The organism is Variovorax atrisoli, from assembly GCF_014195185.1.
GTDB lineage: Bacteria > Pseudomonadota > Gammaproteobacteria > Burkholderiales > Burkholderiaceae_C > Variovorax > Variovorax atrisoli.
In genome coordinates this window covers 172,492-186,301 of sequence record NZ_JACIBG010000007.1, presented here as the reverse complement: position 1 = coordinate 186,301, position 13,810 = coordinate 172,492, and the positions used below count along the sequence as shown (strand labels likewise).

General features: G+C 66.6%; 13 protein-coding genes. 3 read left to right on the top strand and 10 right to left on the bottom strand.

The annotated features are described in order from the left end of the window. Positions 1-12: 12 nt before the first annotated feature. The 4 genes from FHY06_RS23935 to FHY06_RS23920 form a co-directional block, all read right to left on the bottom strand. The gene (locus FHY06_RS23935; RefSeq protein WP_184606522.1) at positions 13-642 is read right to left on the bottom strand and encodes a hypothetical protein; all 630 of its coding nucleotides are present in this window, start codon (positions 640-642) and stop codon (positions 13-15) included. Between the two features lie 157 nt (positions 643-799). Beyond that, positions 800-1,399 carry a TetR/AcrR family transcriptional regulator gene (locus FHY06_RS23930; RefSeq protein WP_126186208.1) on the bottom strand — a complete coding sequence of 200 codons (600 nt, stop codon included), beginning with the start codon at positions 1,397-1,399 and terminating at the stop codon, positions 800-802. 168 nt (positions 1,400-1,567) lie between these two features. After that, the gene (locus FHY06_RS23925) at positions 1,568-3,004 is read right to left on the bottom strand and encodes an MFS transporter (RefSeq protein WP_184606521.1); all 1,437 of its coding nucleotides are present in this window, start codon (positions 3,002-3,004) and stop codon (positions 1,568-1,570) included. Positions 3,005-3,027: 23 nt separating this feature from the next. Then, a complete protein-coding gene (locus FHY06_RS23920; RefSeq protein ID WP_019657496.1) occupies positions 3,028-3,501 on the bottom strand; it encodes a nuclear transport factor 2 family protein in 474 nt (157 codons plus the stop codon). Positions 3,502-3,888: 387 nt separating this feature from the next. On the opposite strand from FHY06_RS23920, the gene FHY06_RS23915 reads away from it, so the two are divergent. After that, positions 3,889-4,461 carry a TetR/AcrR family transcriptional regulator gene (locus FHY06_RS23915; RefSeq protein WP_260310631.1) on the top strand — a complete coding sequence of 191 codons (573 nt, stop codon included), beginning with the start codon at positions 3,889-3,891 and terminating at the stop codon, positions 4,459-4,461. A 115-nt stretch (positions 4,462-4,576) separates the two neighbouring features. Here the strand turns inward: FHY06_RS23915 and FHY06_RS23910 are convergent, their stop codons facing one another. The 3 genes from FHY06_RS23910 to FHY06_RS23900 are packed head-to-tail and all read right to left on the bottom strand — an operon-like array spanning position 4,577 to position 7,460. Then, a complete protein-coding gene (locus tag FHY06_RS23910) occupies positions 4,577-5,311 on the bottom strand; it encodes a response regulator (protein WP_184606519.1) in 735 nt (244 codons plus the stop codon). A gap of 4 nt (positions 5,312-5,315) precedes the next feature. Next, complete coding sequence (locus FHY06_RS23905) at positions 5,316-6,092, bottom strand: nuclease-related domain-containing protein (RefSeq protein WP_184606518.1); 777 nt, start codon at positions 6,090-6,092, stop codon at positions 5,316-5,318. 18 nt (positions 6,093-6,110) lie between these two features. Then, complete coding sequence (locus FHY06_RS23900) at positions 6,111-7,460, bottom strand: TolC family protein (RefSeq protein ID WP_184606517.1); 1,350 nt, start codon at positions 7,458-7,460, stop codon at positions 6,111-6,113. Between FHY06_RS23900 and FHY06_RS23895 the strand changes: the two genes are divergently transcribed. Continuing rightward, the gene (locus FHY06_RS23895; RefSeq protein ID WP_184606516.1) at positions 7,444-8,604 is read left to right on the top strand and encodes a porin; all 1,161 of its coding nucleotides are present in this window, start codon (positions 7,444-7,446) and stop codon (positions 8,602-8,604) included. The two genes, FHY06_RS23900 and FHY06_RS23895, sit on opposite strands and share 17 nt — an antisense overlap. A 157-nt stretch (positions 8,605-8,761) precedes the next feature. Beyond that, the gene (gene pilQ, locus FHY06_RS23890) at positions 8,762-10,876 is read left to right on the top strand and encodes a type IV pilus secretin PilQ (protein ID WP_184606515.1); all 2,115 of its coding nucleotides are present in this window, start codon (positions 8,762-8,764) and stop codon (positions 10,874-10,876) included. Between the two features lie 13 nt (positions 10,877-10,889). On the opposite strand, the gene FHY06_RS23885 is transcribed toward pilQ, so the two are convergent. The 3 genes from FHY06_RS23885 to FHY06_RS23875 all read right to left on the bottom strand — a co-directional run bounded on the left by FHY06_RS23885 (position 10,890) and on the right by FHY06_RS23875 (position 13,753). Next, positions 10,890-11,162, bottom strand: coding sequence for a hypothetical protein (locus FHY06_RS23885; RefSeq protein WP_184606514.1), 273 nt, complete (start codon positions 11,160-11,162; stop codon positions 10,890-10,892). A gap of 282 nt (positions 11,163-11,444) precedes the next feature. Continuing rightward, on the bottom strand, positions 11,445-12,140 hold the full coding sequence (locus FHY06_RS23880) for a response regulator (protein WP_019658728.1): 696 nt from the start codon (positions 12,138-12,140) through the stop codon (positions 11,445-11,447). Next, positions 12,137-13,753: an ATP-binding protein gene (locus FHY06_RS23875; RefSeq protein WP_184606513.1), complete on the bottom strand. Its 1,617-nt coding sequence runs from the start codon at positions 13,751-13,753 to the stop codon at positions 12,137-12,139. The genes FHY06_RS23880 and FHY06_RS23875 overlap by 4 nt, the downstream gene beginning before the upstream one ends. Positions 13,754-13,810 lie beyond the last annotated feature (57 nt).

The following is a 13,810-nucleotide window of genomic DNA, read 5'->3' as shown; positions in this document are numbered from 1 at the left end:
GCACGGGACTCCTTACATGGGAGGAACGACACCGTCCTTGCCGACGATCAGCTGGCCCGCTGACAGGCCGTCACCGCTTTTTTCCGCGGGAATGAACACGACGGCGCCTGGCTTGACGTCCTCTGGCGTTGCCGGCACCAGCGTGACGATCGGGGTGCCCTCGGGGATCGAGATCTTCTTTTCCTTGCCGTGGTAGTTCACCGTGACGGTGCTGCCGTTGACCGACTTGACTGCGTCGGCGACGGTGGCGTTGGTCATGGTGCTGTTGGGTTTCAGGTCCCACCCATAGCTGCCTTCGCCCATGCCCTTGAGTTGGGGCGGCAGGATGAGAACTTCCAGGGCGCCGTCGCCGCCTTCGGAGCGGGGGAGCGATGCGATGCCGACGAAATCTCCCGGCTTGATGTCGCTCATGTTGGCCTTCGCGACCGCCGATGCCTTCCAGCCGGCCTTGAGCGTCACGGTGACCGGCTTTCCTTCGCGTGAGTTGACCTGCAGACGGTCGCCGCTGAGCGAGACGACGGTGCCGCGGATGCGCACCTGGTCGGCAGGGCCTGCGGCGACGGCCGCCGTGAGACTGCCGATCGCAAGCAGCACGCTGGTTGCGCCTGCGGCAAGGAGCTTGGAAGCTTTGGGGAATTGCATGGTGATTTCCTGTGCGACGTGCGTCGCGGATGAAGGGCGCGTGGTGGATGGCATCGAAAGCCGCGCCGCAGAGGCTTCCGATGAAACTCTTATCTATCTACTAGTTGATAGACAAAAGGGTTAAAAAATGACCGTGCCAAGGCTCGGGGCCTGGCGGTCAGCGTCGGGCTTTGGGCGCCAGCAGCTGTTCGACGCCCTGCTGCACCACGTTCGCGAACGCGGCCGGGTCGCCGTAGACGCGGGCTGCCAGCATTCCACCGTGGACGGTGGCCATGAGGGCCATGGCCTCGGACTGCGCATCGCTTCGCAGCTTGAAGGTCCCCTGTGCGGCACCGTCCTTCAAGACACCCGCCAACCACGTGGCGAGATCGCTGAAGTGCCCTCGAACCTCATCGGCGACTTCCTTGGGGATCGCGGGCAATTCCGACCCCAGCATCGCGCAGATGCAGAACGGCGCCGTCTCGTCGCGGATGCACGTCTCCCAGTAGCCGGTGTATGCACGGATGCGGGCCAGCGGATCGGCGACTTGCTTCGCCAGCGCGGCCAGGCCTTCGCGACCTTGTTCACGGTATCTTCGCAGGACGGTTTGCACGAGTTCGGCCTTGCTCGGGAAGTGATGGTGGATGCTTGCCTTGCTGATGTGCACGGCCTCCGAGATGTCGGCGTAGCTGAAGCCGTTGTACCCCTTGGTCGCGAGGAGCCCCTGAGCGCAGTTGGCGATCTCGGCTGCCTTGGGAGAGAGGTCTGGAAGGTTCATGGCCTCAGTCTATCTACTAGTTGGTCGACAAGTCAAGGGCCCCGAAGCCCATGGCGTGTGCAAGGACGCGCCGTGGACCGATGCGGCTGCATGCAGCGAAAAGCAGTGGCGCAGCCGCCGCGAGAAGAGCGCATGGGATTCCTTTGTCGAGCCGACAGCGGCCGAACGTCAGCGCGGCACGGGCCTTGGAGCGGCCTGGATGCCCGACCTCGAAGCGACGACGGAGAGCACGGCAGCGAGGGACAGGCTGGCTCCGGTGCACAGCATGGCCGCGATCAATCCCTTCGCCATGGACATCGGGTCGGGTGAATCGCCCGCGATGCTGAAGAAGATGCCGCCGATGACAGCGACGCCCAGGGCTGCACTGATCTGCAAGGCCGAATTCGTGAGGCCGGCAATCATCCCCGAACCGGTCGCCGGCGCGCGATCGATGACCGAGCGCACGAGGGTCGGCAGCGCCCAGCCCTGTCCGAAGCCGAGGAGACCGACTGCGACCATCAACGGCAGTTGAGCAGGCATTTGCGCGGGCGTCTGGGCCACCAGCGCGGCGAGGTACAGGCAACCCGCCACCTCGAACAGCATGCCGATCGCAGGAACCCAGCTGCCGAAGATGCGCACAGCCAGTGGTGTCGTCAAGGGCCCGATGAAGAAGCCGACGCCGAAGGGCAGGAACACCAATCCGGTCTCCAGGGGACCCAGGCCGAGCGCCGATTGAAGGTAGACCGAGAACACCAGGAAGAACGCGGAGACGACGTAGAAGAACAGCACGCCCGCGAGACCGCTGATCAGGCCGGGCATGCGGACCAGGTCCACGCTGACGAGGGGCACGCCGCCTCTTCGGGCGAATGCCCTCTCGTAGCGCCAGAAGCAGAGGCCGGCCAAAGGCATCGCGATGAGCATCGCGCATGCCCACCATGGCCACCCGCGCTCGCGTCCCTCCACCAGAGGCACGATCAGCAGACCCAGCGTGAGGGCGCAAAGCAGCACGCCGCCCCAGTCGATCGGCGCCGGGCTGTCGCCGCGGGCATCGGGCAGCAGTGGCAATCCTCCGATCAAGACGGCGGCCACCACCGGCAGGTTGATCAGGAAGATGATGCGCCATTGAAGGTTCAGGATGTCCGCGGAGATCAACGCGCCGCCCAGTGCCTGCGCGACCACTGCTGCGAACCCGACAGCGGCGCCGTAGAGTCCCAGTGCGCGCGAGCGCTCCTGAACCGGGAACAGGGCATGGATGGACGCCAGCCCCTGGGGCGCCATGGCCGCGGCGCTCAAGCCCTGAAGCACGCGCCCGACGATCAGCATCGAAGGCGAGGTCGCGAGGCCGCACAGCAGGGACGTCAGGCCGAAGCCGCTGATCCCCGCGAGGAACACCCGTCGCCGGCCGAAGAGGTCGCCGAGCCGTCCCCCGGTGATGAGGAACACCGCGTAGGCTGCGGCATAACCGGAAATCACCAGCTGCAGTTCCGCTGCGCTTGTGCCGAGGTCGCTGCGGATGGACGGCAGGGCGACGTTGACGATGAAGAAGTCCAGCGGGGGCAGGAACGCCCCCACCAGCAGCACTGCGAACGCCAGCCAGCGGCGCGTGTCGGAGTTGTTCGTCTGCATGGTTCGAGCTGCTGGAGCGCCCATCAGGCGGGACGGCCGAAGCGTTCGGTTCCCGCAACAGGAACCCAGTTCTGCAACGGCGTGGCGAAGTGCGTCTCGAACACGCGCTCCCGGAACGCCCACCGGCCGCTTCTTCGTTCATAGATGTCCCGGTACTGGCCGCTGACCTGCAGCGGGCCTTTCTCGATGTCGTAGAAGAGGCAATTCGCCGCGACCACGCCGTGGCCGTGGTCGCCGTCCACCGTGATCAGCGCATTCGCCATCCAGTGGTGCATGTGCGGCATGCGCCTCATGTTGACGCGCGCCTGCGCCAGGATGGCATCGAGCCCCTCCGCGTCTCCGTTCGCACCGAGCAGCAGCCGCGAGTCGGGGTGCCACAAGGTCGCGAGCAGCTCCTCGTTCATGGTGTCGAAAGCCTCCGCGTAGTTGGCGATCAGTGCATCGATGGCAAGTCGGCTTTCGATGGCATCCAGGCGTGCTTCAAGTTCTTTCGACATACAGGTTCTCCGTGGGTGGTTGGCACGAACCGTCCGTGATCGCACCAGGAAATATACCGATCGGTACACAAATAAGGAAAAAAAGAGCAGCTCGTGCTGCGGGGAGGATCTGGGCCTTCTCAATGTCGGTGCGAAGGTCCCGAGGCCCGTCTTCGACCGGCCAGGTGCCGTTGTCTACGCATCGCGCAAATTAAGTATCGATCGGTACAAATATACGGATGCGGGAGACGCATGTCAACCGCATTGAGCGTCGGCGAACGCGGAAGGCTCCGCCTTGTCCGGAATTTATGTATCGATTAGTATGTAAATTTTCGACTGGCGGAGATCTTCATGGCTCAAAGGGGCCGACCACGCACTTTTGACCGCGATGCGGCACTCACCTCGGCCATGCACCTGTTCTGGGAGCATGGCTTCGAATCGACTTCGTTGTCGCAGCTGAAAGCGGCCATCGGCGGGGGAATCGCCGCGCCGAGCTTCTATGCGGCCTTCGAGTCGAAGGAGGCGTTGTACAAGGAAGCGCTCGAGCGCTACATGAGCCTCTATGGCAATGTGACCCGCAGCCTCCACGATCCTTCGATCTCGCCGCGAGAGGCGGTGTACCTTGCGTTGCACCGATCGGCCAAGATGCAATGCGAGGCAGGGCATCCCAAAGGCTGCATGGTCGCGCTGGGCGTCATGGGCGCATGCTCCTCCGGCAGCGAGGCCATCACTGAACTGCTCCGGAACATCCGCAGCCGCACCCGCGGCGGATTCCGTTCGTGCGTGGAACGAGGCATCGAGAGCGGCGAACTGCGCCAGTCCACGAACGCGCCTGCGCTGGCCGCGGCTTTCGACAGCTTCTTTCTGGGCATCTCGGTCCTTGCCCGCGATCGCGTCCGGTACTCGGTCATCGAGAACGCCGTGATCGACGCCATGGGGATCTGGGATGCAGCGTCGGATCGATCGGATCCAAGCCATTGATTTCTTCTCATCGCGCTGCCGGCATCGATCGCGGGACGAGGGTGGCGGCGCAGGCTTGAGCCTGACTCCTCCGATGCAGCCGGCATGACTCGACTTCAGCAGCTGCTGCCAGGGCCTATGCTTCGTTGAAGGGCATCGGCCGCTCGGTGCCGTGATAAGCGAAGACGCCCTGTGCCGCCTGCGATTCCCAAGCGAAGCCCACCCCATAGACCGAGCGGATCCAGTCATGCGCGGTCGAGACGGTCGCCAGCTTCTTCCTGAGGTTCTTGATGTGCGTGTCGACCACGCGCTCGTTGACTTCCAGTGCTTCCGGAAATGCGGCTTCCAGCAGCTTGGAGCGCGTCATCACCTTGCCGGGCTCACTGGACAGCGCTCGCAGGAGGAGCGACTCGCGGCGCGTCAGCGGCAGGTGGTGACCGTCCAGGATCGCACAGCCGCGGACTGTGCCGAACGTGATCGGCACGTATGCCTGCTGCGCTCGCTGACGCTGCGCGCAGCGGCGCAGCACGGTGTCGATGCGCACCGCCACTTCCCTGGGGAAGAAGGGCTTGCACACGTAGTCATCGGCGCCGAGCTCGAAGCCGCGCAAGCGGTCCGACTCCTGCGCGAGCGCGGTCAGCACGATGACCGGATGGTCGCTGCGCGCGCGGATCTTCTCCAGGATCTGCAGGCCGTCGACGCGCCGCAGCGCCACGTCCAGCAGGGTCAGCGCAGGCGGCGAGGTCAGGATGCGCTGCAGTGCGACCGCACCATCCTCGATGTGTTCTGTCTCGTGCCCGGCGCGGTGCAATTCGTCCAGCAGCACGGAGGCGGCGTCGTGCCCTTCCTCCACCAGCAGGATGCGGCTCATCGCGTCACTGGAGTTTCAGCGGGCCGGGGTGCGCGGCCCCTATCGGGGCTCGTGCGATCTTCGCGGCGTGCGTGCTGCGGTCGCGGCAGTTGCGCATGTGGTCGTCCACCGTGAGCTCGCCCTGCAGATCGGTCAGCAGCTGCAGCGTGCGATCGATGGCAGCGTTGTCGAGCATGGGATAGCCCTGCTCGCTGCGGCCGTTGTTGCGTGCCACGCGCGCGATGTAGGGCAGGTCCTGGGGCGTGATGACGACGGTGGGCATCACGCCTTCGAGCTCCACGCCTTCGAAGGGAAGCAGGACGAAGTACTGCACGCGTAAGTCCGCGGGCATGAGGCTGCGCAGATGCGTGGTCTTGCGGCCGCACTGCCACGCCGGGTCTTTCACCTCGCGTGCCAGGGAATGCCCGTGCTGGCGCAGGAACCAGCGCGGCACCGTGTGCGTGGAGGTCTTGCGATAGACCACCGCGTTGCGCCAGCCCTTCACTTCGAACAGGTACACGCCTGCCTCGCACACCAGCGCCACGTCGAAGCGAGCGGTGGGAACGGCACTGCCTTCGTACATGGGAATCACGAGGTCGCGCAGCATGTGCATGCGGCTGAAGGCGGGCTGGAAGGCAGCGGCGAGCTGTTGCATGGCCAGCGCGGTCGCGGCGTTGGTCTCCTGTTCGCCGCCGGGGGCGCAGATGCCGCGCGCGAGCGCCACCACGTCCGTCTTCTTGTGTCCGTGGCTGGCCAGTGTCAGCACGGGACGGGCAGGAACCTTGTGCAGGGCTGTGGTCATTCGATGCTCCTTCAAGACTCAAGGATTGCGCAACTTCCGGGAGACTTCGTGCAGAAAAGGCGATGGCCGGATCCGCCCGGTCCATGGGGTCTGCTCCGCCTGCGCGGAGCGCGGGGCGGCGATGGCGTCCATCGAGGCGCCGCCGCCCATGTTTCCCATGAGGACGATCCACGCAACCGCGAGTTCGCCCCTGGCAACGGCCAGTGCGTGGAGGTCCAGCAGGAGGCCCTGGAAATCCTCCATCAGCTGCACCTCGGAAATCTCGCCGCGGTCGCGCCGCAGCTTCGACGCTTCGAAACTCGCGCGCGCCATCTCGGCGTGCGCGGAGGCGGTGTCGGCAATGTCGCTTCGGATCTGCAGGCGGCGCAATGCTTCGGCGATCTGCTCACGGGCCCGCCCGATCGCGCTTGCATAGCGGGGCTCGGCGCGCACGTCGACGTCCTGCGCCTCGCCGGTTGCAGCCTCGCCGATGGTGCCCGAAGGCATCGCCATCGGATCTGCGCCGTACAGCGCAGCGGCCAGCCTGATGTCGCTCCTGTTGGCAAGCACCGTCATCGGCAGCTCGCGCGGCACCTTGGCCGCGAAGCGGGGCAGCGATCTGTCCTGCAATGCATCGGCGAGCATCTCGCCGAGCGCTTCTTCGCTCGTGCTGTACTGCCTTGCCAGATAGGCGATGTAGCTCGCGCGTTGCGCCTGCAGCTTCTGGATGGTCGCCTGGGCGTCGGACTGGCGCTGCGCCAGCTGCTTCGCGAAGTCGTCGTACGGCAGCTTCGCGTCCTTCATGAGTGCCATCTGCCGGGAGACGGCCGCATGCGCGTTCTCCAGGTAGCTCGACTCCCGCGCATTCACCTTGAGTGCGGTGTAGGTCGCGGCGATGCCCGCCTGCGCATTGCTGCCGAGCGATGCGGCCATCAACCTGTCGAGTACGGGGTCTTCGAAGGCGGACCACCACGAGCGCGAATCGGCCTGCGCTCGTGTGGATGCGGATGGCATTCCTTGCCTCGTGTGGTCGATGAGCATGCCTGCGGCCAGCTGTCGCGAAGTGCGATCGACCATCGCGATGCTCGTGCTGGCACACGCGATGGCGAGTGCGCCGCACACGGCCGGCAGCAGGATTCGTGAACGCATCACCTTCGGGGCTCCAGCTTCGTCATGCACGCATCTTTTCAGGCGATCTGGGAGAAATTTGAATGACCGTGTAAAGCCGCCAGCGCACAGCCATGACGTGCGCGCACAACACTCGACGCGCTGGAAAACCAAACCACCAAATTCCTCCCGAATTGGACGAAACGATGCGTACAGCCGGTCGATACCGAGCGGCCGCATCAGACCTGAAACTGGAGAACCCTGAATGAAGAAAACCCTCACGGCACTCGCTGCCCTGGCCGTCTGCGGCCTGGCCTCTGCCCAATCGTCGGTCACGCTGTTCGGCGTCGTGGACGCCGGCCTGACCTACCAGTCGAGCACCGCGCGCGACCCCATCACCGGCGCGTCCGTCAAGCAAAGCAAGACCAGCCTGGGCAACTCCGCCTACAACTCCAGCCGCATTGGCTTTCGCGGCACCGAAGACCTCGGCGGCGGCCTGGCCGCCAGCTTCTGGCTCGAGGCGCCCATCAGCAACGACGACGGCGCCACCGGCATCTCCACCTTCAGCCGCCGCTCCACCGTGAGCCTGTCGGGCGGCTTCGGCGAGCTGCGCCTGGGCCGCGACTACACGCCCACCTTCTGGAACGACACCGTCTTCGACCCGTTCGGCACCAACGGCTCGGGCAGCAGCGTGATCAACACCGTCAGCGGCAACACCACCATCAACAACGCCAACTACGTGCGCGCGAGCAACTCGATCGGCTACTTCCTGCCGCCGAACCTGGGCGGCTTCTACGGCCAGTTCCAGTACAGCCTGCACGAGAACGCCAGCACCGGCGCCACCAGCACGACGGCAGCGACCAGCAGCAGCGCAGGCCGCTACGTCGGCGGGCGCTTCGGCTACGCCAACGGGCCGCTGGACATCGCGCTGGGCGTGGGCCAGAGCATCGCGGTGGACACCACCACGCTGGAGCGCAAGGTGCAGACGATCAACCTGGGCGCGTCGTACGACTTCGGTCCGGTGAAGCTGTTCGGTGAGCTGTCGAACGTGAAGAACAAGTTCGACTACGCGGCGCTGGGCAACACGCACGACAGCTACAACGGCTACCTGATCGGCGCGACCGTGCCGGTGGGCGCGGGGCTGATCCGCGCGTCGTACTCGCAGGTTCGCTACAACGAGGGTGGGGCGGGCATCACGGGCGAGGACCCGCTGGCGCGCAAGTTCGCGATCGGCTACGTGCACAACCTGTCCAAGCGCACGGCGCTGTATGCGACGGTGGCGCGGGTGAACAACCGCAACGACGTGAACTACACGGGCGGCCTGGTGTCGGCGAGCACGACCGGCTACGGCAGCACGGGCACGGGCTACAGCGGCCTGCCGCGTTCGTCCACAGGCTACGACTTCGGCATCCGACACGCGTTCTGAGCGTGTAAGGAATCGAGGGGGCAGCGCGGCCGCCACGAAGGTGCCGTGCTGCCCGTTCCCGCCGCGCGCAACGGCTTGCGCGGTCCGCGGAAGGCGCTGCACTCGGGAGGGAAGCTCAGGGCAGCGAGGAGAAGGTGCCGAATTTCAAGGCAGTCAAATGAACAAACAGATAGTCGCGTTCGCGTGCCGGTTGCGCGCGGCCGTGTTCCTGCTCGCTGCCTTCGGGCCGCTCGCGGCGGCGCAGGCGCAGAACAGGATCGAGTCGGTCACGGGGTCCTTGCAGGCAGGCAGTGAAGTGCTGCGCGTCGACTTCTCCGAGCCGCTGGCCTCCGTGCCCGACGGCTTCGCTATCCAGTCACCCGCGCGCATCGCGCTCGACTTCATGCGCATGGGCAGCAGCCTGGGCCGTGAGGCCATCGAGATGAACCAGGGCAACCTGCGTTCCGTGAATGTGGTGCAGGCGGGGGAGCGCACGCGTCTCGTACTTAACCTGAAACAGGCGACCACCTACAAGACCGAGGTGCGCGGCAAGTCGCTGCTGGTGTCGCTGCAGGCCGCGGCAGGGCCCGCGCTGGTGACTGCCACCTCCATCGAATTCGCGGAGAACCGCAATCGCGACGTGCTGCCGCTGCGCGACGTCGACTTCCGCCTGGGTACCGAGGGCGCGGGCCGCGTAATCGTGAGCCTGCCCAACGACCAGGTCGGCGTCGACATCCGCCAGCAGGGCAGAAACCTCGTCGTCGAATTCACGAAGTCGCAGCTGCCCGAGGGCCTGAATCGCAAGCTCGACGTGGCCGACTTCGGCACGCCGGTGCAGACGGTGAGCTTGCAGCAGGCCGGTGATCGCGTGCGCATGCTGATCGAGCCGCGCGGTGACTGGGAGCACAGCGCCTACCAGAGCAACAGCCAGTTCGTGGTGGAAGTCCGCCCGCGCAAGATCGACCCTGCCAAGCTGACGCAGGGGGTCGGCTACAACGGCGAGAAACTGTCGCTGAACTTCCAGAACATCGAGATCCGCGCATTGCTGCAGGTGATCGCCGACTTCACCAACTTCAACATCGTCACCTCCGATTCGGTCAACGGCACGCTGACGCTGCGGTTGAAGGACGTGCCGTGGGACCAGGCGCTGGACATCATCCTGGAGGCGAAGAACCTCGGCATGCGCAAGAACGGCAGCGTGCTGCGCATCGCGCCGGAGGACGAGCTCAACGCCAAGGACAAGATCAAGGCCGAAGCCCAGGCCACCCTGCAGGGACTGGAGCAGCTGCGCACGCAGTCGTTCCAGCTCAACTATGCGAAGGCGGCCACCGTGGCGCAGGGGCTCATGGGCAGTGGCAGCGGGGCCGGGGGCGGCTCCGGCGGCACGACGCGCATCCTGAGCACGCGCGGCAGCGTGCTGGCCGAGGTGCGTACCAACCAGCTCTTCGTGACCGACATCCCCTCGCGCCTGGCTCAGGTGGCCGAGCTCATCCAGAAGCTGGACGTGCCGATCCGGCAGGTGCTGATCGAGGCGCGCTTCGTCGAGGCGACCGACACCTTCAGCAAGTCGCTGGGCGCCAAGCTGGGCGGCGGCTTCGTCAATTCGAACTCGTCGGTGGGCGTGACGCCTTCGGTGAGCTCCAGCACCACCGGCGGCGTGACCACCACCACCAGCACCAACACCTATTCGAGCACCAGCTTCGTCAACCTGCCCGCGACCAGCAGCACCGGCGACGCGGTCGGAACGTTCGCGCTGTCGCTCTTCAACTCGGGCCTCACGAAGATGCTCAACCTCGAGATCTCGGCGCTGGAGGCCGACGGCAAGGGCAAGGTGGTGTCGAGCCCCCGCGTGGTGACGGCCGACCAGACCAAGGCGCTGATCGAACAGGGCACGGAGCTGCCCTACCAGGTGGCCACATCGAGCGGCGCGACCTCCATCGCGTTCCGCAAGGCAAACCTGAAGCTGGAGGTGACGCCGCAGATCACGCCCGAGGGCAACATCATCCTGGCGCTGGAAGTGAACAAGGACACCGTGGGCCAGTCGACCACCGCGGGCTATGCCATCAACACCAAGCACATCCAGACCGAGGTGCTGGTGGAGAACGGCGGCACGGTCGTCATCGGCGGCGTCTTCGAGCTCACCGATACCAACTCGGAATCGCGCGTGCCGGTGCTCGGCGAACTGCCCATGGTCGGCCCGCTGTTCCGAACCCGCAGCCGGGTCAACAACAAGACCGAGATGCTGATCTTCATCAGCCCGAAGATGATCTCGGATCGCAACGCGGCGCGATGAGTGATGGATGGCCTCAGGCGGCCTTCGTGCGCAGCCGCCCGGAGCCGGCGCGGCCGCGCCGGCAGCTGCTCTCGCGCAGGCTCGGGCTCGTGGAGCCGGTTGCAGTGATCGGCATGAGGGTGGACTGGCTGTAGCTGCCCGCCGCGGTCGATTCGCCGTGGGCGCAGGTGTCTCTGTTCGCCACGATGATGCCGAGAACCAGCGCACCAAATGCCAGCAAGCCGGCGAAGCGCGGAGCCCAGGACGGCTTGCGGTAGCGCGCCATGGCCACGGAAGAAAGCAGCATGCCGCTGCCCCATCGGGCCTGCCCGAGGGGTTCCGGGAAGCCGCCTCGTGTGTGTGCCGGTGCCGCCAGGCCGTCGTGATGCAGGCCCTGCAGTGCGCCACGTGATGCGTGCGATGCGCGCCATGTGCCTTCTGGGCTTCGATACCGGTGACTGTTCATGCCGGTATCGTGGACTTCAAAGCGGGAGAAAAATGGGATGGCTGCGCTCGCTCGCAGTCGCCTTCCGCGCCGGGGCCTTCCCGGGATGAGGTGGTTGTCCGTTCCTCGGGTCGCGGCTACAGCTCAGTCCGGAGCCGGGGCCTCCCACGCAAAGCCAACGCCGTACACCGACCGTATCCAGTCGTGCTGCGGAGTCACCGCGCCGAGCTTGCGGCGCAGGTTCTTCACATGGCTGTCGATGGCCCGCTCGGTCACGTCCACCGTGTCGTCGTAGGCCAGTTCGAGCAGGCGGGCGCGCGAGAAGATGCGGCCCGGGTGCCGCGACAGCACCTGCAGAAGCCCGAACTCGCGCCGCGTGAGGTTCAGCGGCGTGCCTTCCAGCGAAGCGCGCCAGTGCACGTCGTCCAGCAGCAGTCCCGTCGCGTGACCCGGCGGCGAGGAGCCCTGTGCGGCGTTCGGCGCGGTGCGCCGCAGCACGGCGCGCACGCGCGCGACCAGCTCGCGCGGCGAGAAGGGCTTGCACACGTAGTCGTCGGCGCCGAGCTCCAGGCCCAGCAGGCGGTCGACTTCCTCGATGCGCGCCGTCAGCATGATGATCGGGTGCGGCGTGTGCTCGCGCGCGCGGCGCAGCACCTCGATGCCGTCGAGGCGCGGCAGCATGATGTCCAGCAGCGTGAGGTCGGGCGGCGAGGCGACGATGCTGTCGAGCGCGCTCTGCCCGTCCGCGAAGTGCTCGGTCTCGTAGCCCGCGTGGCGCAGGTAGTCCTGCACCACCGAGGCGATGTCGGTTTCGTCTTCGACGATGACGATGCGTGTCATGACGTTGCTGCCAGTGGAAGGGTGAGGGTCAGGCGCAGACCTCCCAGCGGCGAGGCCGACGCGTCGATGGTGCCGCCGTGCGCTTCGATGGTCGCGCGGCAGATGGAGAGGCCCAGCCCGGAGCCGCCGTGTTCGCGGCTGCGCGAACTCTCGCCGCGGAAGAGGCGGTCGAACAGGCGCGGCAGTTCGGCCTCGGGAACGCCGGGCGCGCTGTCGTCGAACACCAGCGTGAGCCGGTTGCCCGTCCATGCGCCTTCGACGGCGACGTCGATGCGCAGTTCGCCGCCCTCGTCGGTGTAGGCCAGCGCGTTCTCCAGCAGGTTCATGAAGACCTGATGCAGCCGGTGTGCGTCGCCCTCGACCACAGGCTGTGCGGAGGCGTCGATGCGGTCTACCGCACGGCGGTCCACGGTGATGCGGCGCGCGGCGAAGCGATCGCGCGTGTGGTCGAGCGCCTCCTTGAGCAGCGAGATCGGGAAGACCGTGGCCGTGAGCAGGTCGTTCTGCGGCTCGCGCATGCTGCTGCGCAGGTCGTCGACGAGCTGGCCCAGGCGGATCACCTGGCGGTGCAGCCGCAGCGCGGTGCGTTCGTCGAAGGTGCGCACGCCGTCCTGCAGCGCCTCGATCTCGGCGCGCATCGCGGCCAGCGGCGTGCGCAGCTCGTGGGCGGCGTCGGCCAGCCAGGCGCGGCGCGAGGCCTCCATCGTGTCCAGCCGTTGCGCCATGTCGTTGAAGGTTCGACCCAGCAGCGCCAGTTCGTCCGAGCCCTGGACCGCCACCCGGGTGGAAAGCCGGCCGCGTGCCACGTCCTGCGCGGCCTGCGTGAGCTCGTCGATGGGCCGGAACCAGCGGCGCGCGAGCAGCCACGACAGCACCAGCGCGAAGCCGAGGCCGCACAGGCCGGTGAGCACGATCACGCCCGACTGCCGCGCGACGAAGGCCCGGTCGGCTTCGCTCTCCAGGCCCTGCAACGGCATCAGCGCGAGGTAGCCGATGACGCTGCGGTCGCGCCGGATCGGCACGCGCGCCGCGTTGGCGAAGTCACCTTCGGCGCCGACTACGCGCGCACCGCGCGCGTCGAGCACGGCCAGCCGCTGGAAGATGGAGTCCGGCATCTCGCGCGGATCGCGGAAGAACCAGGGCGGGGGCATGGTCGGGAACCGGCGGGGCACCAGCTCGAGATGCTGCGATCCGAAGCCGGGCTCGGGCGGCGGCGGAGGAGGCGGGCTGCCATCGCCCGCCGGGAAGCCGTTGGTCTTGCCGTCCGGCGCAGGGTTGCCCTGCATCGCGCGGTCCTCGTACCACGGCGGCAGCCGCCGTTCGTCCGAACTGCTGCCGGTGCCGTTGTCGAGCGCGGCGGCCAGCCGTCCCATCTGCAGGCGGCGCCACACCTCGTCGTTGTTTTGAAGGCTCTTCCAGTCGCCGTGGGCCGCGTAGTACTTCAGGAGGGTCTGGGAAAGCCAGTCCATGCGCCGGATCTCGATCTCGGCCACGTAGGAGCCCAGCCCGCGCTGCAGCGCGATGATCGACAGCCCGGCGAAGCTGATCAGCAGGACGATCAGCAAGGCGGCCAGCGCCAGGAAGATCTTTCTGGAAAGGGTCAGGTGCGGCATGGGCTCGAAGGGGCAATGCCCCATTCTGCGGCATGCACGGCGGGCGGGCTGACAGTC